Here is a 22,852-nt window from a genome sequence, read left to right as displayed (position 1 = left end):
TTTATTGCTCTTTTAAGGCGTTCCAGCCTCTGGCTATGATTTCGATAGCTTCTCCAGTGCGAGTAATGAGTTTTTCTCCTTGGTTTTTCTCTACAATATGACCGATAACCGATAGGTTAGGATTGCCTTTAATTTTGTCATAATCAGAAGGCTTTATGGTGAACAAAAGTTCATAATCCTCTCCGCCACTTAGGGCTATGGTGGTGCTGTCCAGATGAAATTCTTCACAAGTGTTAATTACTTGAGGGTCCAGCGGAATTTTCTCTTCGTAAATACGGCATCCCATACCCGACTGCTTACAAATATGCAAAATTTCGGAAGAAAGTCCATCGCTGATATCAATCATTGATGTAGGTTTTACACCCAATGCTTTCAGTAAAGGCGGAATATCTTTTCGGGCTTCGGGTTTTAGTTGCCTTTCAATGAGATAGGTATACATACTTAAATCGGGTTGCAAATTCGGATTTACCTGAAAAACAGCTTTTTCACGTTCCAAGACTTGCAAACCTAAATACGCCCCACCCAAATCGCCAGTAACTACGATAAGGTCGTGTTCATTTGCCTGATTTCGATATGCAATATCCTCAGCATCAGCTTCTCCGATAGCAGTAATCGAAATAATCAATCCGCGAGTTGATGAGGTAGTATCTCCACCCACTAAATCCACTTTATATTTCTGACAAGCCAAACGAATACCTGCATATAATTCCTCAAGAGCTTCTAAAGGAAATCGGTTAGAAACTGCAATAGAAACCGTAATTTGAGTTGCTTTTGCATTCATTGCATAAATATCGGAAAGATTTACCATCACCGATTTGTAACCCAAGTGTTTTAAAGGCACATAGCTTAAATCAAAATGTACTCCTTCAATTAGTATATCGGTAGAAATAACAGCCTTTTTATCTCTAAAATCAATAACGGCAGCATCGTCACCTATGCCCTTCAAAGTAGTGTGGTTCTCTATTTTGAAATCTTTAGTCAGATGTGATATTAGTCCAAACTCACCAAGTTCAGATAAAGCTGTGCGAGATTCATTTTTATCGGTTATCATAGGGTAAGATTTAACAAATACAAGTTGTGGATTATTTGCAAATATAATCGTTTTAGGTTTAAAAAAAGGATTTTGTTTTTTCAATGCTGACTTAAATCACACCCTATGCCTTTGACTATCGCGATGAAAGTGCTATTTTGATTTGGATAGATAAAATCAACAAACTATTTTGAAAATTTTATTTCAAATCTTGGTATAATCCAGTTTTCCAATTATTTTGATGGATGAATTTTAGTAGTTCTTCAAATCGGGAAATCATTTTTTCGCCTGAATTTCGCATTACATAATTCGGAAAATTAAATTCTTTCTGATGCAAATTGGTAAATTCCCAAGGATGAAAATACAATGTAGCGTAATTTCTGTATTTCATCGTTCTTTTTAAAAGAAAATGGTAAAACCACTGCGGAAAGTTGTGAAAAGAAAGCCAAAAAAGAGGAATACGAAATAGCGGACTCACAGCGGCAGGAATTTGCAGAAGTCCTTTTTCAATAAAAATGCGTTTTGATACGTGTAATTTATTATATCTACCCGGTAGAATAGTCGGGTTTACGGACGAATTATAAATATATCCTGCTTCTTTTACCTCGTTTGCCTCTATTTCTGCCATTCTCGGCATACGAAGTCCTTTTATTTCAGTTTGAAATTGTTTTTCTAAGGCTTTTTTGGACATTTTGAGATGAGAAATTTCAAAATTAGAATGATAATAGGTGTGTGAAGCCAATTCGTGTCCTTCCATCAAAAGACGTTCTATTAAATCAGGACAATTCTGTGCAAAAACAACCGTTGAAAAAAATGTAGCCTTGGCGTTGTATTTTTTTAAAAGGTCTAAAATAGCGATTGTTCCTTCACGTGATATGGCTATTTGTCTTTGGAAATCAATGTTGTAGCCATATTCTTTTGGCATATCAAATTCTTCGATGTCGAATGAAAGATAAATCATTGTGAATTATGTTTTCTAAAAATTTCTTTCTTGAATGATGTAATTGGGTCTGTCTTTAGTTTGTTTAAATATTTTTCCGATATAAATTCCGATAATTCCAAGAATGATAAGTTGTAATCCGCCAAAGAAAACAACTGTCATAATCAGTGATGCCCACCCTGATATTTCTGTTCCGTTTATAAATGAAAAAATCACATAAGGAACGTATAAAATAGATAATAATGAAAAGGCAAAACCAAGATACACAGCAAAATGTAATGGTTTTACACTGAACGCTGTAGCTCCTACCATTGCCAGATGAAGCATTTTTTTTAGAGTATATTTGGTTTTTCCAGAAAATCTTTTCTGTGCAATATACGGAATGTAAACCTGACGAAATCCAGTCCACGGAACCATTCCTCGCAGGAAAGGTTCATTTTCACTCATTGATCGAATTACTGATACCACTGACTTGTCCAACAACCGAAAATCTGCAGCACCATCTTTTATCTCAATATCAGTAATGAAATTCAGTATTTTATAAAAATAAGTAGACGATTTTTTTATCTTATTTGCCGCATCAGGAGCATATTTACGTATCGTAGCCACTACTTGATTCCCTTCTTGCCATTTTCTGACAAGTTCAGGAATGAGAGAAGGTGGGTGTTGCAAATCAGCGTCCATTGAAATTACAGCATCACCAAAAGCATTGTCTAAACCTGCTTTTACAGCCAATTGATGCCCAAAGTTTCTCGAAAAGGAAATATACTTCACATTTTTATACCTCTGACACATTTCTTTTAAAATCTGTAGCGAATCATCAGTGCTTCCGTCATTGACAAAAATAAGGTTAAACGTGTAATTTTCAAGTGATTTTTCTTGAAAAATAGCTTGTACCGAGTCGTATAATACTCGAATATTTCCTGATTCGTTATAACAAGGAACTACGATGTCAATCTGTTTTTTTTGCATTTCTTTAATCATTTCGATTTTCAAAGAGCAATCTGTCTTTATAATTCAAAAAACACATTTCCCAAATCATTACTAACCAAACAATTGCCACAGGAATTGCCCGTAGCGAATATTTAATAATATAAGGTTCTTTTAGGGGTTTAAATATGTCTGTAGGTGAGAGTGATGCTAGTATTGTAAGGGACAAAAGGCTTATTTTTAACCATTTGTTTTGGTTCGGACTTGCTACAAACCATATTCCAATACCTACATAAGCTATTATATAAGTACTATTTTCCGTTCCTGTGCTAAACAGACATAAAAACATACTTACAGAGGCTAAAAACATCAACCGAAAATCTTTATTTTCATACTGATTAAAACGTAAATAAGGCAATGTGAATAGTACTAATCCGGTTACAATTACCACTAAATTATTATTAAAAACCCCCGTTCGTTGCAGAAATCCTAATAAGGATAGATTTTGAAGGTTGTATTGTAAAGCATTCATATTCGAATTGTTCTTGACTGCCAATCGTTCAAACCATTCTTGATACTGAGAGATAACATATTGCGGTGAGGAATAAAGCATTGGTAAACAAAATAAAATCACCAACCAAAGTAGTCCCGACCCTATGAATCGTATCTTATCTCTTGAAAAGAAGAAAAAAGCAAGTCCTACAATGCCATAAATTTTTGTTAGAATCCCTATAACAATCAGCAATGTAGCCCAATGGCTTTTCCCTTTTTCTATGAAAACAAATGCTCCTACTAAAATGGCTACTATACTGATATTGAATTGTTGCATTGCTGCTGCGGTATATAAATCGTGAGCTGCAATAAGTAATATTCCTATTATTTGCCATTGTTTCAAAGGCAGTTGACGTATCGCCCAATACAGAAAGAGTACGTTGCTCATAATCCAAAGTGAACAACCTAACCAATTAGGCAAAACAGCGAACGGAGCAATTATAGCGCTAAACAAAATTCCATAATGATTTACATCAAAGTACTCTGTTGGATATTCAGCGTAAAGCGATAGTTTTCCAATGGTGTGACGGAAGACTCCTTCAAAAATCAAATAGTTATTATACTTCCCTCGTATAAAAACATTCTGAATTACGGTAGCAAGAGCCAAACCGAACCACAGCAATGTAACGAAGCGAAAATCCTTAAACAACCGTAGCATCATTTTTTTGGCAAAAATAACGATTTCTATGAAAAAAGTCATTTAGAAACTTCGTTAAAAATCATTTTAATACTCAGGTTTGTGATGAGGTTTTATTTTTCAGTTTTATTAGTAAGCGGATATATTTTCGGGGCGATTGTTCCAGATCATCACATATTGTCCAGTAGCCATTTTTCGGGCAGCGTGTTTGGCACGTTCTGCTAACTCACCTGAAAACATAGCGTTTATGGTTTCAAACCATAGGTTGAGCCATTGACCAAAGTGATTTTGAGTGATTCCGTAGTTTAAATTTTTATCTACCAAAATGTGTTTTTGTGAAGGACTCCCTTTGAATTTGGGAATGCCAAATAGATTGGTTTCCCAAAAATCCGTGAGTTTTTCAAGGTGAGCCGTCCACTCATCTTCACGGATATGACTATTGAATATAGTACCTAACGATTCATCTTTTCTGATTTTTGCATAGAAAGCGCTAACCAGTTGGGCAATATCTTCTCGGGTTTCAATGTCTTTCATAATTTAATTGATTAGTTATTAGATACTTTCTGAACTCTTGTTACGCTATCGGTTTTCGCTAAAGTCAGGCGTACTACGCTGTTTTCAATGGCTTTTAAATCGTGCGGAACGTTACCTTCAAGGCTTAAAATAGTACCGCTTAGCAAAGGCGTTGGTTTCCCACAGATGCCAAATTCGATACATCCTTCCAAAACGTGAACAACGATGGGAAATTGGGTTTGATGCTCTTTCATCACTTGTCCTTTGGCAAGGGTGATACGTATTTCTTTGGAAAATTCCGATTCTAAAATGAGTTCAACAGATATTTTTTCTGTGTTAAAGGCTAAATCCTCTTGAAATGATGCAATTTTCATAGTTATATTTTTAAAAAGAAAGTAGTTTGGTTATCAGTCATACTCAAAAGAGTGTTTTCTTTGAGCATTTTACGGATATGTTCACGAACTTCAACAAACTGATTGTGCAATGGGCAAGGTTTCTTTTCACTACATTTTTCAAGTCCTAAGGCACAACCTTTGTATATTTTATCGCCATCAATGGCACGAACAATATCCAAAAGGGTTGTTTTTTTCATTGCTTCTTTTTCGATGTAAAAACCTCCGTACGGACCTTTAACTGATTTAATAATCTTTTCTTTGGATAAATCTTTGAGTATTTTTCCAGTAAAGGCTTCGGGCGACCCTATTTTTTCAGCCACCATTTTTACCCCCGATTTATTTTCAAGCAAACTTTGCTGAGCGATAAAAATAGCTGCTCTAAGCCCATATTCGCACGATTTTGAAAACATAATTAACCGTTTTTCAGTGGGCAAAGATAATGTTTTTTTATAACAGATAAAAATATCTTTTATAAGATGTTTTTGTGTTTGTTATTTGCTGTTTATTAGTGGATTATATTTTTTATTCAGAGATAAAAAACATTTTCATTTTCGTGAAATCATCAAGATTTTGGCGAATTTCGATGGCTTTTTGATAAATATGTGAAATGGGAATATGGGCATTGTCTGTTTCCAAAAAGAAGCTGTCTTGGGGTAAATTTCTAAATGTTTTTTGAAGTGATTCATCTGAGAGTAAAGCCTTTCCGAAAGAAAGTTTTATTCCTGCTTTGATCAGATTTAAAGCCGTTTTTTCATTTTTTCGAAATCCGTGAATTACCCACATTTGTTCAGGTTTATATTGTTTTTTTAGCCGAATAACCTCATCGTAGGCTTTTACACAATGTATGATGAGCGGTTTTTTAAGTTCTTCGGAAAGCTCAATGTGTTTTTTAAAGATTTCTTGTTGTAATTCAAAATGGGTAGAAATGTTTTTATCCAAGCCACATTCACCCACCGCCAAACAATTTTGATGACTTGCCAATGGGCGCATTTTTGTCCATTGCTTCTCCCAATCTTCTAAATACCAAGGGTGTATGCCTACGGAGAAGAAGCTTTCGGTTTGTGCCGAAAGCGGATATTGATTTAAGATAACCAAAGCATTTTCCTCTTCGGACAAATTATGTGAATGCATATCAAAAAACACCATTATTCTTTATTTTTGGAATCCATCAAAATAGTTACAGGACCATCATTACATAAGTCTATTTTCATATCTGCTCCAAAAATGCCTTTTTGTACTTTTTTACCTAAATCAACTTCTAACTGTAGGAGAAATTTTTCGTACAAAGGTACGGCTATTTCGGGTTTTGCAGCCTTGATGTAGCTAGGTCGATTGCCCTTTTTGGTGGAGGCGTGTAGAGTAAACTGCGAAACAGTAAGGATTTCTCCGTCAATATCCTTTACGCATCGGTTCATTACTCCGTTTTCATCGTCGAAAATGCGCATTTGGGTGATTTTCTGGGATAACCAGCGTACATCTTCTTCATTATCATCATTTTCTATACCGACTAAAACCAAGAAACCTTGTCCGATTTCTGAAATTTTTTCACTCTCAACAGTTACACGAGCTTTTGAAACCCGCTGAATAACTACTCGCATATTGCTTATTTTATTTGCAAAGGTAAGATTAAAACTTGTAGAAATAACCAATAAAGAAAACCGATGTAAACAATTTATGGCTTACAACTATTTCACCTTTTATTAAATCTTTTTTTTTGTATTTTGATTTTCAGATTGTTATTTTGCTGAATTTGTTGGTCTGAAATACTCAAAAACCTTTTTTCCGCGATATCCTGCTATGTTTTCAAGTTCCTCAAGGTTGGCTTCGCGGATACGTTTTACGGATTTGAAATGCTTCAGTAAAGCCTCTTTGGTTTTTTCGCCAATGCCTTCAATGTTGTCCAATTCCGAAACGATAGCAGCCTTGCTTCGCTTTTGTCGGTGGAAAGTAATCCCAAAACGATGTGCTTCATTACGAAGTTGTTGGATAACCTTCAACGTTTCCGATTTTTTATCCAAATACAGCGGAATGCTATCCTCTGGAAAATAAATCTCTTCCAAGCGTTTGGCAATCCCGATGATAGCTATTTTCCCCCTCAAATTCAAATCGTCCAAAGCCTTTAATGCCGATGAAAGCTGTCCTTTTCCACCATCGATGATAATAAGTTGAGGCAGTGATTGTTCTTCTTCCAACAGGCGCTTGTAACGCCGATAAACAACTTCTTCCATCGAGGCAAAATCATTAGGTCCTTCTACCGTTTTGATGTTAAAATGACGATAGTCCTTTTTACTCGGCTTCGCATTTTTAAAAACCACACAAGCTGCTACTGGATTGGTTCCCTGTATGTTAGAGTTGTCGAAACATTCAATGTGAATGGGAGGTACAGAAAGATGTAAATCGCGTTGGATTTGTGATAAAATTCGATTTGTATGCCGTTCAGGGTCAGTGATTTTTACTTGTTTGAAGCGTTCTTGTCGGAAAAGTTTTGCGTTTCGTAATGAAAGTTCTAACAATTGATGTTTCTCTCCCAATTTCGGAATGGTTAAGTGTAAATTTTCGGATAAAGTTACCTCAAAAGGAACAATAATTTCTTTGGAATTAGAAAAAAATCGTTCCCGAATGTCCACAATGGCTAATTCGAGAAGTTCTCGGTCGGTTTCTTCCAATTTTTTCTTGATTTCGATGGTATGAGCCCTAACGATTGCCCCGTAAGCCACTTGCAAAAAGTTTACGTAGCCAAATTCTTCGTCTGAAACTATTGAAAATACATCAACATTGTTGATTTTTGAGCTTACGATGGTTGATTTTGCTTGATAATTTTCTAAAATATCAATTTTTTCTTTGATTTGCTGTGCTTCTTCAAAACGTAATTCGTTTGCCAAAGTGATCATTTCAGCCCGAAATCGTTTTAAAACATCTTTAAAGTTTCCTTTCAGAATCTCAATAATTTCGGCAATATTTTGGTTGTAATCCGCTTCGGTTTGTAGTCCTTCACAAGCTCCTTTACAATTTTTGATATGATATTCCAAACATACTTTAAATTTCTGATTTTCAATATTTTGTATAGATAAATCATACGAGCAATTTCGCAACGGATACAATTCTTTGATGAGCTCCAATAAGGTGCGAACGGTTTTTATGCTGGTGTAGGGACCGAAATAAAGTGAGCCATCTTTAATCACGCGTCGGGTTTGGAAAATTCGTGGGAAACGTTCTTTTTTGACACATATCCACGGGTAACTTTTGTCGTCTTTTAACAAAATATTGTATCGTGGTTGGTATTTTTTGATGAGGTTATTCTCCAAAAGTAGTGCATCACTTTCCGTAGCGACCACAATATGTTCGATTCGGGCTATTTTTTTGACCAAAAGTCGTGTTTTTCCCGTTTCGTGTTGCTTTTGAAAGTAAGAAGACACCCTTTTTTTGAGATTTCTTGCCTTTCCCACATACAAAATGGTGTTGTTTTTATCGTAAAATTGATAAATTCCTGGTGAATCGGGTAGGGTTTGTAGCGTTATATCAATAGAGGAGAGTTCCATAAAATCAGGTGGGTACATTTACATTTTTCGGTCGATAACGTAATTGACCATCAGTTCTAAAGCGGTTTTATATTCGGAATCAGGGAATTCACCGAGAATGTTTAAGGCTTTTTGCTGAAATTCTTTCATTTTTTGTTGGGCGTATGTCAGTCCGCCACGGGCTTTTACAAAATGAATGATTTCTTTGACGCGTTTTTTGTCTTTGTTATGATTTTTTACCGAGTTTATAAGCCATTTTCGGTGTTTATCATCCGTATTGTTTAGTGCGTAAATGAGAGGTAAGGTCATTTTTTGCTCTCGAATATCAATACCTGTAGGTTTACCGATGCTGGTGTCTGAATAGTCAAACAAATCATCTTTGATTTGGAATGCCATACCGATATATTGCCCGAAAAGTCGCATTTTTTCAATAGTTTGGGCATCATCAGGCTTTACCGAACAAGCGCCCATAGCACAACAAGCGGCAATGAGCGTGGCAGTTTTTTGGCGAATGATTTCGTAATAAATCTCTTCGGTAATGTCAAGCCGACGTGCTTTTTCTATTTGTAATAGTTCGCCCTCACTCATTTCGCGTACAGCTACTGATATAATCCGCAGTAAATCAAAATCTCCGTGGTCGATAGAAAGCAATAGTCCTTTGGAGAGTAAAAAATCGCCTACCAAAACGGCAATTTTATTTTTCCAAAGGGCATTGATGGAGAAAAAGCCACGTCGTTTATTGCTGTCGTCCACCACATCGTCGTGCACTAAGGTCGCTGTGTGAATCAGTTCGATAACCGAAGCTCCACGGTAGGTGCGCTCCTGCACACTGCCGTTTCCTACCATTTTAGCAACCAAAAAAACGAACATTGGGCGCATCTGTTTCCCTTTTCGATTAACGATATAATAAGTAATTCGGTTCAGTAGCGCCACTTTTGAGGACATTGATAAATGGAATTTCTGCTCGAAAAGTTCCATTTCCTCTCGTATGGGTTGTTTTATCTGTGTTGTTATGTTTTTCATTTATAGTGTGATAGGTTTAGTTTGATAATGTTTTACTTGCAAAATATTATTTATATTTTGACAATTCTTAGTTCGTTTGACTTTTGTAAATAATGCATTTGCGCAAAGGTATAAAAAAACCTTGTTTTACAATTATTTGATGAGAAAGCCTTTTAAATCCTAATTATTTTAATGACTTTATAGCTATTAAAAAGAATCTCTATATATTGATTGTAAGTTGTTTATGATTTAAGTAGATGAAATCGAATATGCCTTTTGTCTAATGCCTAATAAAAAATTATCTTTGCGCCCTAATAGTAAAGCAATTAGGGATTAAGCAAATGAAATCGAATATGCCTAATGCCTTTTGCTTAAAGCCAAATAGAAATATGTTTCAAGAAAAATATGACGTTATCGTAGTGGGTGGCGGACACGCAGGAGCCGAAGCCGCTGCTGCCGCTGCCAATATGGGAGTGAAAACCTTGCTCATCACAATGCAATTGCAAAATATAGCACAGATGTCGTGCAACCCTGCTGTGGGAGGTATCGCTAAGGGGCAAATCGTTCGTGAGATTGACGCTTTGGGTGGGTATACAGGTATCATCACTGACAAAACCGCCATTCAGTTCAAAATGCTTAACCAATCGAAAGGTCCTGCAATGTGGAGCCCCAGAGCTCAAAGCGATCGAATGCGATTTGCCGAAGAATGGCGTCTGCAACTCGAAAGATTGCCTAATCTCGACTTCTACCAAGATATGGTTTCTGACCTTATTATTGAAAATCATCAGGTAAAAGGCGTAAAAACCTCTTTGGGAATTCCTATTTATTCCAAATCGGTGATTCTTACTAATGGAACTTTCTTAAATGGAGTTATTCATATCGGAATGAAGCAGTTAGGAGGCGGAAGAGCCGGAGAAAAGGCTTCCAAAGGGATTACCGAATGCCTTATTTCTCACGGATTTGAATCAGGAAGAATGAAAACAGGAACGCCTCCGCGTGTGGACAGTCGTTCGCTTGATTATTCCAAAATGATTCCTCAACCCGGCGATGAAAATCCTGAGAAATTTTCCTTTTCGGAAGAAACACAACCGCTTCAAATTCAGAAAGATTGCTATATGACCTACACCAGCGAGGAAGTACACGACTTGCTCCGCACAGGATTTGACCGCTCACCGATGTTCAATGGGGCAATCCAAGGCGTTGGACCACGTTATTGTCCATCAATTGAGGATAAAATCAACCGATTTGCCGACAAAGACCGCCATCAAATCTTCGTGGAACCCGAAGGTTGGAACACGGTAGAAGTGTACGTAAACGGATTTTCAACATCGCTTCCAGAAGAAGTTCAGTTTGAAGCAATGCGAAAAATAGAAGGCTTTGAAAATGTGAAGTTTTTCCGCCCAGGGTACGCCATTGAATACGATTATTTTCCGCCGACGCAACTCAAACATACATTGGAGACAAAACTTGTTGAAAATCTATATTTTGCAGGACAAATCAACGGAACAACAGGTTATGAAGAGGCTGCCGCACAAGGAATTATGGCAGGGATAAATGCCGTACAGAAAATTCGTGAGCAAGAGCCTTTCATTCTGAAACGAAATGAGGCTTACATCGGTGTTTTGATTGACGATTTAATCACAAAAGGCACGGAAGAACCTTACAGAATGTTCACCTCACGGGCGGAATATCGCACTCTTTTGCGACAAGATAACGCCGATGCACGACTTACGCCACTTGGTTTTTCATTAGGATTGGCATCGCAAAAACGAATGGACGTTTTGGAAAGAAAACAAGCAAAAACCAATGCTTTTGTTGAGTTTTTTAAAGAAACAAGTATCAAACCCGAAGAAGCGAACCCGATTTTGGAAAAATACGATTCGTCTCCAATGAAACAAGGCGACAAGATGTTCAAAGTACTTTCGCGTCCGAACATTACCATCGCTGATTTGCAACAATTGGAGAGCGTAAAATCGTTCGTGGAAGCCAATGAAATTGATAAAGAAATCATTGAACAGACGGAAATTGAGGTAAAATACGCAGGATACATCGAAAAAGAGAAAAACAATGCCGACAAACTCAACCGCTTGGAAGACATTCGCATACCTGAAAATTTCAATTACGATAAACTGACATCTATTTCGTTTGAATCTCGCGAAAAACTGAAAAAAATCCGCCCGACTACGCTCTCACAAGCCTCGCGTATTAGTGGTGTTTCCCCAGCAGATATCAGTATTTTGTTGGTGTATATGGGGCGATAATCGGTAGTACCAAAGAGAAGTAAAATTTTGATTGTCAATTTTATTTTTCTATTTGGTAGTGTTTCCCAAAATATGATACTCAAATCCACCCAAAGTTGATGTAGAAAAACACAATTTCAAAGGCTTTTATATGGTTTTCAAACTTTTTTGAAAAACAACAAGTTTTCCTCACCGCTCGGCGTATTCGATGTCTCAAAAGTGTGTTGTTTCCTTCAATGTTAGTGGTATATTTTTTGCCAATTTTATGTGTATATTCTTGAAAAACAGAGGTGAAAGTCTCCCAGTTATCTGTGCAAATCTCATTAAAACTCACACCCAATTTCTTCAATTTTTCACGAAGTTTTTGGGCTGTTTTTATGTTTCGTTTGCCCCATACCCACGCTACAATTTCCTTTGTTTCAGCAGAATATGCATAAATCAACCACTTTTTATTTTTCTTTTTTCCTACAAAAGTCCAAAGTTCATTAACTTGTAACGACTTGTATTTATTTTGTTTGGGTTTGATTTCTTGGTTAAAATTTACCAAAACAGAAAGCACTTTTTTGACGCTAACTTTTTCAATTTCAGCAATATCACGAATGCCTACATTTCTTGCCAAAAGCAAGAGAATTTTCGCAGCGATATGCGAAGCCCAACCTTTGTAGGTCAGATTATGGTCGCCGATAAATTGGCGTTTACAGGTTTTGCAAAGGTAGTTTTGTTTTTTGTTCTTTTTATTCCCATTTTTGACTATCTTTGTGCATTGACAATTGGGGCAGTGGAGTTTAATTGTTATTAGCATTTAACAAAAATACAGCTTTATTCCCTGATTGTCAAATTTTTATGTCATCATACTTTTTAAAACACGGCCAAAATCTATGCACCTTTTAAGTAATTAGGGCGGTATGAAGATTACAATAAGTTTAGGCACTACAATTCAAAGATAAGTTTTTATATATCAATCTTTTATCACGAAAGAATATAGCAAAAGTTACTTGTTTTTTAACGAACTATTTTACTATTATTTGCAAGGTGATTTACTTCATAAATCTATACAGGTCGCTATTCGATCCGTAAACCACTAAAATATCTTCCTCTGATAGTTTTATTTTGGGGTCAGGAACTCCTTGAACGTGCGTTAAGGTTTTTGTTTTTCCTAAAAATGAGGTTTCTTCTGATTGGTTTAATATGGTTAGTATCACTATATTAAAATTTTCACGAAGCCCAATTTCTTCGATGGCTTTTCCAATAAATGCCTTAGGGGTTCGTATCTCTACAATACTATAATTTTTATTCAGTTCAAAGGAATCAACTACACCTTTAAGAGTTAGTTTTTTTGTCCAGCGTTCGGCAGATTCTTCCTCAGGACGAACGATATCATCTACACCAATAGCTCGTAAAATATTTTCGTGGAGAGCATTAATTGAACGACTAATTAAACGTTTTACTCCTAAATTTTTAAACAAAGCACTTACTAACACATTAGTGCCTTGGTCTTCACCGATACAAACAATGACAATATCTGTATTTTTAAGAGGTAAATCGCAAACCGTTTGCTCATCAATGGCATTCATACAGATAGTATGCGATATTTTATCTTTTAAGGCGGTTACTTTCGCCATACTTGAATCAATACCGATTACCTCGTTGCCCTGCTGAGTTAGTTTTTGAGCCAATGAAGCTCCAAAATTTCCTAATCCTACTATGATAAATTTCATTTTTGTTAATTAATTAATATTTCGTCTTTCGGATAACGATACGTAAATGTTCGTGTTTTTTTGAAAATAGCTATCAGTATCGTAAGCATTGATACACGTCCGACAAACATTATAGCCACTAAAACTAACTTACTTGCATCACTAAGCCGATGGGTAATGCCCAAACTTAATCCTGTGGTACTATATGCCGAAAAACATTCAAAAGAAATATCTAATAAGCTCATTTGCTCATCAAGCTGTGAAATAAAAAAAGTGCCTACTCCAATAACAATCAATGAAAGAGACATTACAGCAAATGCTCTGCGGATTGATATTTCGGCAATTTCTCTACGAAAAATTTCTATTTTACTTTTTCCTTTGGCTAAGCTAAGTACATTGAGTGTACCAATGGCAAAAGTACTTGTTTTGATTCCTCCACCAGTTGAAGCTGGAGAGGCACCAATCCACATCAGTAGCATAACTACAATTATTGATGATAGTTGCATTTGATTGAAATCAATAGTGTTAAACCCAGCGGTACGAGGAGTTGTTGCTGTAAACAGTGCGGTAACAAATCTTCCAAAACCTTGATGAGCCGATAGCGTATGCTCATATTCTTTGAGGTAAATAATGGTAGTTCCAGCTACTATTAGTATAGATGTGGTTATCAAATTCAGTTTGCTACTTAGGGTAAGTATCCAAGGTATGTAATTATCTTTTCCTGAAATGAAAAATAATACATTTCGTTTTATGAAATGCTTTAAATATCGTAAGGTATTGATAACAATTGGGAAACCAAGTCCTCCAAACACAAAAAGAGCAATGATAGTTAGCTGAAAGCGGTAGTTTGTTACAAATCCTTCTTGCATCAATCCGTTGTGTAGTGTTGAAAAACCAGCGTTACAAAATGCTGAAACAGCATGAAATATTGAGAAATAAATACGTTCCCAAAAGTCAGGGATTATTCGAGGAGGCAGATTGATAAAAATTAAAAACGCACCCATAAGCTCTACTGTGAAAGTGATTACTAAAATCCGTTTTAGGGTAGTAAAAACTTCACCTATTTTATTAGAATTTGAAATATCACTCAATGCAATTTGATTTTCGTAAGTAGCTCCTTCCTTAAAAAAATAGCTAAAATAACTTGCAACGGTAAGTATGCCAAGCCCTCCTGCTTGTATCAATAACATAATGATGGTTTGCCCAAAGCGAGTAAAATAGCTTCCGGTGTCGGCGATATTCAGTCCTGTTACGCAAACGGCACTTGTAGAGGTAAATAAAGCATCAGTTACAGAAATACCCGTACGAGTAGAATTGGGAAGTAACAATAAGAATGTACCAATACCAATTAGTCCCACAAAACTGATAATGAAAAGTTGTGCTGGGTTCAATACGGAACGTTTATAATTGATTTTAGGTAAATTAGCCCCACGTATCAAAATCAAAATGGTTGCCCACCGCATCCAATCCGAAACTACCAGAGTAGTTCCATCATCAATAAATTGCTCATATAAACAAATGATAACAAATACTGTACTTAGTCCATCAAGTAAATCAATCCGAAAATGCCTCTCTTCACTTCGGTACAATTTGAAAGCGTGAAATGATATATTTATCACCAATGAAAAAGTATAAAAGGCTAAAAAACAGTAATCTAACCATAGCGGAAGCGAGTAGCCATAGTCAATAATCAATACGACCACCAAGACGATGTAAAGCACCGAAAAAAAGGCTTTTAGTTTACTTTTGTCTATGAGAAATTTCATTTTAGTTTGGTCAGTGTGGTAGGTAATGGTTTACTTTCGCTATATATTATCAAGATGAAGCATACTACATCTTGAAAACGAGGGACAAAAGTATCATTTATCCGAAATAATAACAAGTTAATGCTTTATTTTTTTTTACTTTCATTCAAAAGTTTCGTGGGTTTGTTTAAAATATTTGGAAATTTCATTATTTCGAGTTGAATATTACCACTTATGAGTGATTGAAGATGTACAATAATACTTCATCGCCTAAAAAATAGCCTGTATTTATTTCTTTTCTTTCATTGCTTTGAAGTAAGCGGCTCGGCTTAGGGGTTCGTAGGCTTCTTGTTCGCCAAGAAGAAAAACGTTTTCGTTTGCCGATTTTCGGTAACTGAAATTGGCTAAATTTCCGGTGCGGGTACACACTGCGTGTACTTTGGTAACATACTCGGCAGTAGCCATTAAGGCGGGCATCGGACCAAAAGGTTTACCCTTAAAATCCATATCCAAACCAGCAACGATAACTCGCATTCCTCGGTTTGCTAAATCATTACATACGGTAACGATTTCATCATCAAAAAACTGTGCTTCATCAATGCCAATAACATCGCATCCGTCTGCCAAGAGCATAATGTTAGTTGCTGCAGGAACGGGTGTGGAGCGGATTTCATTAGCATTGTGCGAAACCACCATCACATCATCATAGCGAGTATCAAAGGCAGGTTTGAAAATCTCTACTTTCTGTTTCGCAAATTGTGCCCGACGCAAACGCCGAATCAGCTCTTCCGTTTTTCCTGAAAACATAGAGCCACAGATAACCTCAATCCAACCAAATTTTTCTGAATAATTTGTAGTATTTTCTAAAAACATAATGCTGTTATATCGCTCACAAAAGTAAGTATTTTTTTGAATTTCTGACGGATTTTTTACTAACAAAGAGAGTATTGTGTTGTAAATCAGCAATTTGTTGTTTTTGATGTAATTCGTAAAAGCCTTGCTAATCAATGGCTTCGATTAAAGAAAAAACACGACCTTTGCCTGAAAATCGAATTAAGATGAAACGTATTCTTTTATTACCCTTCTTGTTGTTTAGTTTTGTAACAATCATTGCACAAAACAAAGCGCAAATTACCGAAGCTCGTTTGCTAAATCCTGCTGCTGTGGAGATTTTGTTTTCTGACCATCAGCGATTAACACTTGATTTTTACAACGAACATATTTTCAGAATGTTTCAAGATAATAATGGGGGTATTATTCGTGACCCTCAAGCAGTTCCTCCAGCTCAAATTTTGGTAGATAATCCTCGAAGAGAAGTTAAAAATCTGAAAATTAGTACGCAAAACAATACTTTTATTATAGAAACAGATGCTATCAAAGTAGCAATAAATAAAGAAAGTACTTTACTAACAATCAGTAACAAAAGAACGGGAAAAGTGGTCTTGGAAAGCGTAGCTCCTTTTGCATTTACTCCTAAAAGTGTGACTTGGAAGCTTAAAGAAAACGCTGATGAATATTTTTATGGTGGGGGCGTTCAAAACGGACGATTCTCTCATAAAGGAAAACACATCGCTATTGAAAATCAAAATTCGTGGACAGATGGCGGTGTAGCTTCACCCAATCCATTTTATTGGAGTACTTACGGATATGCTATAATGTGGCACACTTTCAAAAAAGGAGAATATGATTTTGCTAGTAAAGAAAAGAACGTGGTGACGCTTTCACATCAAGATAACTATCTTGATGTGTTTGTGATGATTAACGACGGAGCAGTAGCCTTACTCAATGATTTTTATCAACTTACAGGAAATCCTGCGCTGATGCCAAAATTCAGTTTTTATCAAGGGCATTTGAATGCTTACAATCGTGATTATTGGAAAGAAGACGAAGAAGGTATTCTCTTTGAAGATGGCAAACGCTATAGAGAAAGTCAAAAAGATAACGGAGGGATTAAAGAATCGTTAAACGGTGAAAATAATAATTATCAGTTTTCAGCAAGGGCTGTTATTGACCGTTACAAGGCTTACGATATGCCTTTGGGGTGGCTTCTGCCTAACGATGGTTATGGGGCAGGTTATGGGCAGAGCGAAACTTTGGACGGAAACATCGCCAATTTGAAATCATTGGGTGATTATGCTCGTAAGCACGGAGTAGAAATTGGGCTTTGGACACAATCCGACCTACATCCGAAAGATAGCATCAGTGCTTTGCTTCAGCGCGATATTGTAAAAGAGGTGCGCGATGCTGGAGTGTTAGCTCTCAAAACCGATGTGGCTTGGGTGGGAGCAGGTTATTCCTTTGGTCTTAATGGAGTTGCCGATGTAGCGCACATTATGCCTTATTACGGCAACGATGCTCGTCCGTTCATCGTTTCATTAGATGGTTGGGCAGGTACACAGCGCTATGCTGGAATATGGTCGGGTGACCAAACTGGTGGGCAATGGGAGTACATTCGTTTTCATATCCCTACTTATTTAGGGGCAGGGCTTTCTGGAAATCCGAATATTAGTTCGGATATGGATGGGATTTTTGGCGGAAAAAATGTTTCCGTGAACGTTCGTGATTTTCAATGGAAAACCTTTACCCCAATGCAACTTAATATGGACGGTTGGGGGAGTAATCCTAAATATCCGCACATATTGGGTGAACCCGCCACTTCCATCAATCGTTTTTATCTGAAATTAAAATCGGAATTGATGCCTTATGCTTATAGTGTAGCGCATCAGGCAATTGAGGGTATGCCGATGGTTCGAGCAATGTTTTTGGAGTATCCCAATGCTTATACGTTGGGTAAATCCACACAATACCAATTTTTGTACGGGCCTTACTTTTTAGTAGCCCCAATTTATCAAAGCACTCAAGCCGATACCCAAGGCAATGATGTGCGTCACGGCATTTATCTGCCTGAAGGCTTGTGGTTCGATTACTTTACAGGGCAGGCATATCGCGGAAATCGCATCATCAATCATTACGATGCGCCCCTTTGGAAACTTCCCGTATTTGTTAAAGCAGGAGCGATTATCCCGATAACGCATCCGCATAATAACGTTACGCAAATCGATCCGAAATTGCGCAAATACGAAATCTATCCTGGAGCAAAAAATACTTTTGTTGAGTATGATGATGACGGACGTACTCAGGCTTACTTACGTGGGGCGTATGTTTCTACCTCAATTTCTTCTGAATGGAAAAATAATGAGCTAATGGTTCAAATCGCTCCAACAAAAGGAAATTTCAACGGATTTGAAAAAAACAAACGAACCGAGTTGAATATCAACACCAGTGTAAAACCTAAAAGGATACGCGTAAAATGGGGAAATAAAACCATTAAACTTAAAGAAGTTACCTCTGAATCCGAATTTGAAAATTCAGAAGATGTATATTTCTACAATGAAAAACGCAATTTGAACCAATTTGCCACTTTGGGTAGCGCGTTTGAAAAAGTAGTTATAAATAAAAATCCGCAGTTACAGATTAAAATTTCTGAAAAAGACATTACACAATCTGATTTAATTTTAAAAATCAGTGGTGTAGGGCTTTCTGAAAAAGATAACGATTTGTCAAAAACAGGAAGTTTAGAAAAGCCCACGGAAGCTTCAGTAGAGGAGCAAAATCGTACGGCTTACACCCTAAAACCACAATGGAAAGCAGTAAGTAATGCCGATTATTATGAAATTGATTTCGAAGGAATGCGTTATTCCACCATCAAAACTACTGAATTGCTGTTTGAGGATTTAGTTCCAGAGACTTCCTATAAGTTTGCGGTTCGAGCAGTGAATGAATCAGGGCAATCGGATTGGGTGTATTTTGAAGCACAAACCAAAGCTAATCCGCTTGAATTTGCCATTAAAGGAATTACGGCAACCACTTCGTGCAAAAACCAATCAAGTCAAGGTGTTGAAAAGCTATTTGATTTTGATTCAAGTAATATGTGGCATACCGATTGGAGCAACACTCAAGCAGTCCCTTTTGAAATGGTTATCAGTTTAAATACCGTAAATCAATTGGATAAAATGGAATACTTGCCTCGAAATACAGGGCTCAACGGAATGATTCAAGAGGGAACGGTTTATACCAGCCACGACAAAGTAAATTGGGTAAAATCAGGGACTTTCTCTTGGGTAACCAACCACAATACCAAAATCTTTGAGTTTGCAGATAAACCTACAGCCCGTTTTGTGAAGATTCAGGTAACTAAAGCTGTGGGTGGTTTCGGTTCGGGACAAGAATGGTACATCTTTAAAGTGCCTAATACTGAAAGTTATCTTCCGGGAGATATCAATCACGATGGTGTTCTAGACAGCAACGATTTCACTTCTTACCTTAACTACACTGGATTGCGCAAAACCGATGCCGATTTTGACTATGTAAGCAAAGGTGATATCAACCAAAACGGACTCATTGATGCTTACGACATATCTGCAGTGGCTACCGTACTAAATGGAGGTGTGAGTGCTACCGAATATCCTATGGTTTCAGGAGCAATTACACTTCAGCCCGACAGAAACACTTACGTAGCCAATCAAATAGTAAGTGTAACGGTGAAAGGAAAAGATTTGAAATCGGTTAATGCCCTAAGTATGGCGTTGGATTACAATCCGCAAGATTACGAATTTGTGGGAGTTGAGCCTCTTGCTGTAAAACATATGGAAAATATGACCAACGACAGATTACATTCAAACGCACGTAAAGGGCTTTATCCCACTTTTGTTAATATGGGCGAAAAACCTTTATTAAATGGTAATACCGATTTGTTTGTGTTGAAATTCAGAGCAAAACGTTCTGTAACATTTCAGCTGAAAGCTCAAGACATAATTTTGGTGGATACCAAACTCAATAGTGTAGTAAAATAGATGTATTTTGAAAGAGGAATATTGCAAAAACAACAAAAGTTTTGGTTAGTAATGCAATTTTGTTACTCTTAAGTTTGTAGATTACATAATTTTATATACATTTGCAACCGCATATCATAGTACATAATAATCATTAAATAATATTGGAATGTATTTAACAAAAGAAGTAAAATCAGAGATTTTTAAAAAACACGCAGGTTCTGAAGCTAATACAGGTTCTGCAGAAGGACAGATTGCCTTATTCACTTTCAGAATCAATCACTTGACTGAGCACTTGAAAAGAAATAGAAAAGATTTCAATACCGAGCGTTCATTGGTGAAATTAGTTGGTAAACGTAGAAGTTTACTTGATTATTTGAAAGCAAAAGATATCGAGAGATATCGTGCTATCATCAAAGAGCTAAATATCAGAAAGTAATCAAAAGAGGCTTTTCGCCTCTTTTTTATTTTTCATTTATTTGAAAGACTAAAAAAAATGAGTTTTTCATTGGTAACTAAAACAACAACACAACGCCTAATGTTTAATTAAAAAATAACAAAATGATTCCAGAAGTTAAAAAAGAAATTATTGATTTAGGCGACGGAAGAACCATTTCCATTGAAACTGGAAAATTAGCAAAACAGGCAGATGGTTCAGTTGTTGTACGTATGGGAAATGCAATGTTGTTGGCAACAGTGGTTTCCGCAAGAGAAATTAATCCTGAAACTGATTTTTTACCACTAACGGTGGATTATCGCGAAAAATTTGCTGCTGCGGGGCGTTTCCCAGGCGGGTTTTTCAAGCGTGAGGCACGTCCCAGTGACCAAGAAGTGCTAACTATGCGTCTGGTAGATAGGGTATTACGTCCGTTATTCCCTAAAGATTATCACGCTGAAACTCAAGTGATGATTCAGCTAATGTCGCACGATGATAGTGTAATGCCTGATGCTTTGGCAGGATTGGCGGCTTCGGCTTGTATCGCTGTGTCTGATATTCCTTTTGACGGACCAATTTCAGAGGTTCGCGTGGCACGAATTGATGGTAAATTTATCATAAATCCTAACAGAGAGCAACTTGCACAATCTGATATGGACATTATGGTAGGAGCTTCCAAAGATTTTGTGGCGATGGTTGAAGGGGAAATGGATGAAGTTTCTGAAAAAGATATGGCGGAGGCTATCAAATTTGCTCACGAAGCCATCAAACTTCAAATTGATGCTCAAATTCGTTTGGCGGAAAAAGTAGGTAAAACCGAAAAACGTACTTATGAACCAGAGATTGAAAATGAAGAAGTTGAACAAAAAGTGTATGGTTTGGCATATCCGAAATGTTATGCTATAGCCAAAGAAAATACTTCAAAACAAGAGCGTGGAGAGAAGTTTGCAGCCGTAAAAGAAGAGTGTTTAGCGTTATTCTCTGAAGAAGAGCAAGAAGAGTTTGCACCCCTCATCAGTAAATATTTTGGAAAAGCTCAAAAAGAGGCGGTTAGAAATCTTATTTTAGATGAAAATATCCGTTTGGACGGACGGAATACTACTCAAATTCGTCCTATTTGGTGCGAGATAGATTATTTACCATCAGCTCACGGTTCTTCTATCTTTACACGTGGTGAAACTCAGTCACTTACAACAGTGACTTTGGGAACTTCTCGTGAGGCAAACGTAATTGACTTACCAACAGAACAGGGAGAAGAACGTTTCTACTTACATTATAACTTTCCACCATTTTCAACAGGTGAAGCTCGTCCACTTAGAGGAACTTCCCGAAGAGAAATTGGTCACGGAAACTTGGCACAACGTGCCTTAAAACGAATGATTCCTGCGGATTGCCCTTATACGGTTCGTGTAGTTTCTGAAATTTTAGAATCGAATGGCTCTTCATCAATGGCTACAGTATGTGCTGGAACTCTGGCACTTATGGATGCTGGTGTACAAATGACCAGACCTGTATCAGGAATTGCAATGGGCTTGATTACCGATGGCGAAAAATATGCAGTGCTTTCTGATATTTTGGGAGACGAAGACCATTTGGGAGATATGGATTTCAAAGTAACTGGAACTAAAGATGGTATAACGGCTTGTCAGATGGATATCAAAATCAAAGGATTAACGTATGAAATTCTGGAAAAAGCGTTAGAACAAGCTCGTGAAGGACGTTTGCATATTTTAGGCAAGATCACTGATACAATTGCTGAGCCAAAATCAGAAGTGAAACCTCACGCACCGAAAATCGTCACTATGGAAATTCCGAAAGATTACATTGGTGCAGTTATTGGTTCTGGTGGTAAAAATATTCAAGGAATTCAACAAGAAACAGGTACAACTATTGTTATTGAAGAAGAAGGCGATTTGGGTATCATTGAAGTTTTGGGAACTGACTCCGAAGGAATGGAAAGAGCTATCAATGCTATCAAGGCGTGTATTTTTGAGCCTGTTGAAGGAGAAACGTATAGCGTAAAAGTTACGAAACTATTGGATTTCGGTGCTGTGGTTGAGTTTGTTCCTGGCAAGGATTCTTTACTACACATTTCTGAAATGGCCTGGGAACGCACCGAAAAACCATCGGATTTGGTGAAAGAAGGGGATATTATCGAAGTCAAATACATTGGTATTGACCCTAAAACGCGTAAGCAGAAAGTGTCTCGCAAAGCATTGTTACCACGTCCTCCAAGAGAGGATAAGCCTAAGAATGATAGACCAAGAAACGAGAATAAACAAAGACACCAAAAATCAGATAATAAAGAAAATAATAAATAAAGAGGTTATATAGTTAATAATCAAAGTTAAAATGTATATTTTTTGAGGATTTTTCGTTACTAAC

General features: G+C 36.9%; 19 protein-coding genes. 4 read left to right on the top strand and 15 right to left on the bottom strand.

Translation table 11 applies throughout. The features are described from left to right. Nucleotide 1: 1 nt before the first annotated feature. The 11 genes from thiL to CGC47_RS06235 all read right to left on the bottom strand — a co-directional run bounded on the left by thiL (nucleotide 2) and on the right by CGC47_RS06235 (nucleotide 9,538). On the bottom strand, nucleotides 2-1,051 hold the full coding sequence (gene thiL / locus CGC47_RS06285) for a thiamine-phosphate kinase (protein ID WP_042002380.1): 1,050 nt from the start codon (nucleotides 1,049-1,051) through the stop codon (nucleotides 2-4). Nucleotides 1,052-1,229: 178 nt separating this feature from the next. Then, a complete protein-coding gene (locus CGC47_RS06280) occupies nucleotides 1,230-1,991 on the bottom strand; it encodes a polysaccharide deacetylase family protein (protein ID WP_042002320.1) in 762 nt (253 codons plus the stop codon). Between the two features lie 15 nt (nucleotides 1,992-2,006). Continuing rightward, nucleotides 2,007-2,942 (bottom strand): glycosyltransferase family 2 protein, encoded by a 936-nt coding sequence (locus tag CGC47_RS06275; protein WP_164462312.1) that lies wholly within the window; start codon nucleotides 2,940-2,942, stop codon nucleotides 2,007-2,009. A gap of 4 nt (nucleotides 2,943-2,946) precedes the next feature. After that, complete coding sequence (locus CGC47_RS06270; protein WP_095900381.1) at nucleotides 2,947-4,113, bottom strand: glycosyltransferase family 87 protein; 1,167 nt, start codon at nucleotides 4,111-4,113, stop codon at nucleotides 2,947-2,949. Nucleotides 4,114-4,218: 105 nt separating this feature from the next. After that, nucleotides 4,219-4,623 carry a group III truncated hemoglobin gene (locus tag CGC47_RS06265; protein WP_042002318.1) on the bottom strand — a complete coding sequence of 135 codons (405 nt, stop codon included), beginning with the start codon at nucleotides 4,621-4,623 and terminating at the stop codon, nucleotides 4,219-4,221. An 11-nt stretch (nucleotides 4,624-4,634) separates the two neighbouring features. Beyond that, nucleotides 4,635-4,976: a cupin domain-containing protein gene (locus CGC47_RS06260; RefSeq protein ID WP_042002316.1), complete on the bottom strand. Its 342-nt coding sequence runs from the start codon at nucleotides 4,974-4,976 to the stop codon at nucleotides 4,635-4,637. 2 nt (nucleotides 4,977-4,978) lie between these two features. Then, complete coding sequence (locus tag CGC47_RS06255) at nucleotides 4,979-5,407, bottom strand: RrF2 family transcriptional regulator (RefSeq protein ID WP_042002313.1); 429 nt, start codon at nucleotides 5,405-5,407, stop codon at nucleotides 4,979-4,981. Nucleotides 5,408-5,519: 112 nt separating this feature from the next. Then, a complete protein-coding gene (locus CGC47_RS06250) occupies nucleotides 5,520-6,143 on the bottom strand; it encodes a TatD family hydrolase (RefSeq protein WP_052456205.1) in 624 nt (207 codons plus the stop codon). Beyond that, entirely contained in the window at nucleotides 6,143-6,595 is a 453-nt protein-coding gene (dtd, locus tag CGC47_RS06245) for a D-aminoacyl-tRNA deacylase (RefSeq protein ID WP_042002311.1), read from the bottom strand. The genes CGC47_RS06250 and dtd overlap by 1 nt, the downstream gene beginning before the upstream one ends. Nucleotides 6,596-6,733: 138 nt before the next feature. Next, nucleotides 6,734-8,554: an excinuclease ABC subunit UvrC gene (gene uvrC, locus CGC47_RS06240; protein ID WP_232779648.1), complete on the bottom strand. Its 1,821-nt coding sequence runs from the start codon at nucleotides 8,552-8,554 to the stop codon at nucleotides 6,734-6,736. Then, nucleotides 8,555-9,538: a polyprenyl synthetase family protein gene (locus CGC47_RS06235; protein WP_042002309.1), complete on the bottom strand. Its 984-nt coding sequence runs from the start codon at nucleotides 9,536-9,538 to the stop codon at nucleotides 8,555-8,557. Nucleotides 9,539-9,906: 368 nt separating this feature from the next. Between CGC47_RS06235 and mnmG the strand changes: the two genes are divergently transcribed. Then, the gene (mnmG, locus tag CGC47_RS06230; RefSeq protein ID WP_042002306.1) at nucleotides 9,907-11,778 is read left to right on the top strand and encodes a tRNA uridine-5-carboxymethylaminomethyl(34) synthesis enzyme MnmG; all 1,872 of its coding nucleotides are present in this window, start codon (nucleotides 9,907-9,909) and stop codon (nucleotides 11,776-11,778) included. Between the two features lie 79 nt (nucleotides 11,779-11,857). On the opposite strand, the gene CGC47_RS06225 is transcribed toward mnmG, so the two are convergent. From CGC47_RS06225 to CGC47_RS06210, 4 genes are all read right to left on the bottom strand, one after another. Continuing rightward, on the bottom strand, nucleotides 11,858-12,559 hold the full coding sequence (locus tag CGC47_RS06225; RefSeq protein WP_042002303.1) for an IS1 family transposase: 702 nt from the start codon (nucleotides 12,557-12,559) through the stop codon (nucleotides 11,858-11,860). Nucleotides 12,560-12,794: 235 nt separating this feature from the next. Further along, the gene (locus CGC47_RS06220; protein WP_042002299.1) at nucleotides 12,795-13,475 is read right to left on the bottom strand and encodes a potassium channel family protein; all 681 of its coding nucleotides are present in this window, start codon (nucleotides 13,473-13,475) and stop codon (nucleotides 12,795-12,797) included. A gap of 5 nt (nucleotides 13,476-13,480) precedes the next feature. Beyond that, a complete protein-coding gene (locus tag CGC47_RS06215) occupies nucleotides 13,481-15,220 on the bottom strand; it encodes a TrkH family potassium uptake protein (protein WP_172458713.1) in 1,740 nt (579 codons plus the stop codon). A 267-nt stretch (nucleotides 15,221-15,487) separates the two neighbouring features. Further along, on the bottom strand, nucleotides 15,488-16,072 hold the full coding sequence (locus CGC47_RS06210; protein WP_042002376.1) for a thymidine kinase: 585 nt from the start codon (nucleotides 16,070-16,072) through the stop codon (nucleotides 15,488-15,490). A gap of 134 nt (nucleotides 16,073-16,206) precedes the next feature. Here CGC47_RS06210 and CGC47_RS06205 point away from each other — a divergent pair, with 134 nt between their 5' ends. The 3 genes from CGC47_RS06205 to CGC47_RS06195 all read left to right on the top strand — a co-directional run bounded on the left by CGC47_RS06205 (nucleotide 16,207) and on the right by CGC47_RS06195 (nucleotide 22,788). After that, nucleotides 16,207-20,052 carry a TIM-barrel domain-containing protein gene (locus CGC47_RS06205; RefSeq protein ID WP_095900127.1) on the top strand — a complete coding sequence of 1,282 codons (3,846 nt, stop codon included), beginning with the start codon at nucleotides 16,207-16,209 and terminating at the stop codon, nucleotides 20,050-20,052. A gap of 148 nt (nucleotides 20,053-20,200) precedes the next feature. Then, nucleotides 20,201-20,470 (top strand): 30S ribosomal protein S15, encoded by a 270-nt coding sequence (gene rpsO / locus CGC47_RS06200; protein WP_013998151.1) that lies wholly within the window; start codon nucleotides 20,201-20,203, stop codon nucleotides 20,468-20,470. Between the two features lie 122 nt (nucleotides 20,471-20,592). Next, a complete protein-coding gene (locus tag CGC47_RS06195; RefSeq protein WP_095900126.1) occupies nucleotides 20,593-22,788 on the top strand; it encodes a polyribonucleotide nucleotidyltransferase in 2,196 nt (731 codons plus the stop codon). Nucleotides 22,789-22,852: the final 64 nt, after the last annotated feature.

It is taken from the genome of Capnocytophaga canimorsus (assembly GCF_002302565.1).
GTDB lineage: Bacteria > Bacteroidota > Bacteroidia > Flavobacteriales > Flavobacteriaceae > Capnocytophaga > Capnocytophaga canimorsus.
This window is presented reverse-complemented; position numbering and strand designations above follow the sequence as displayed.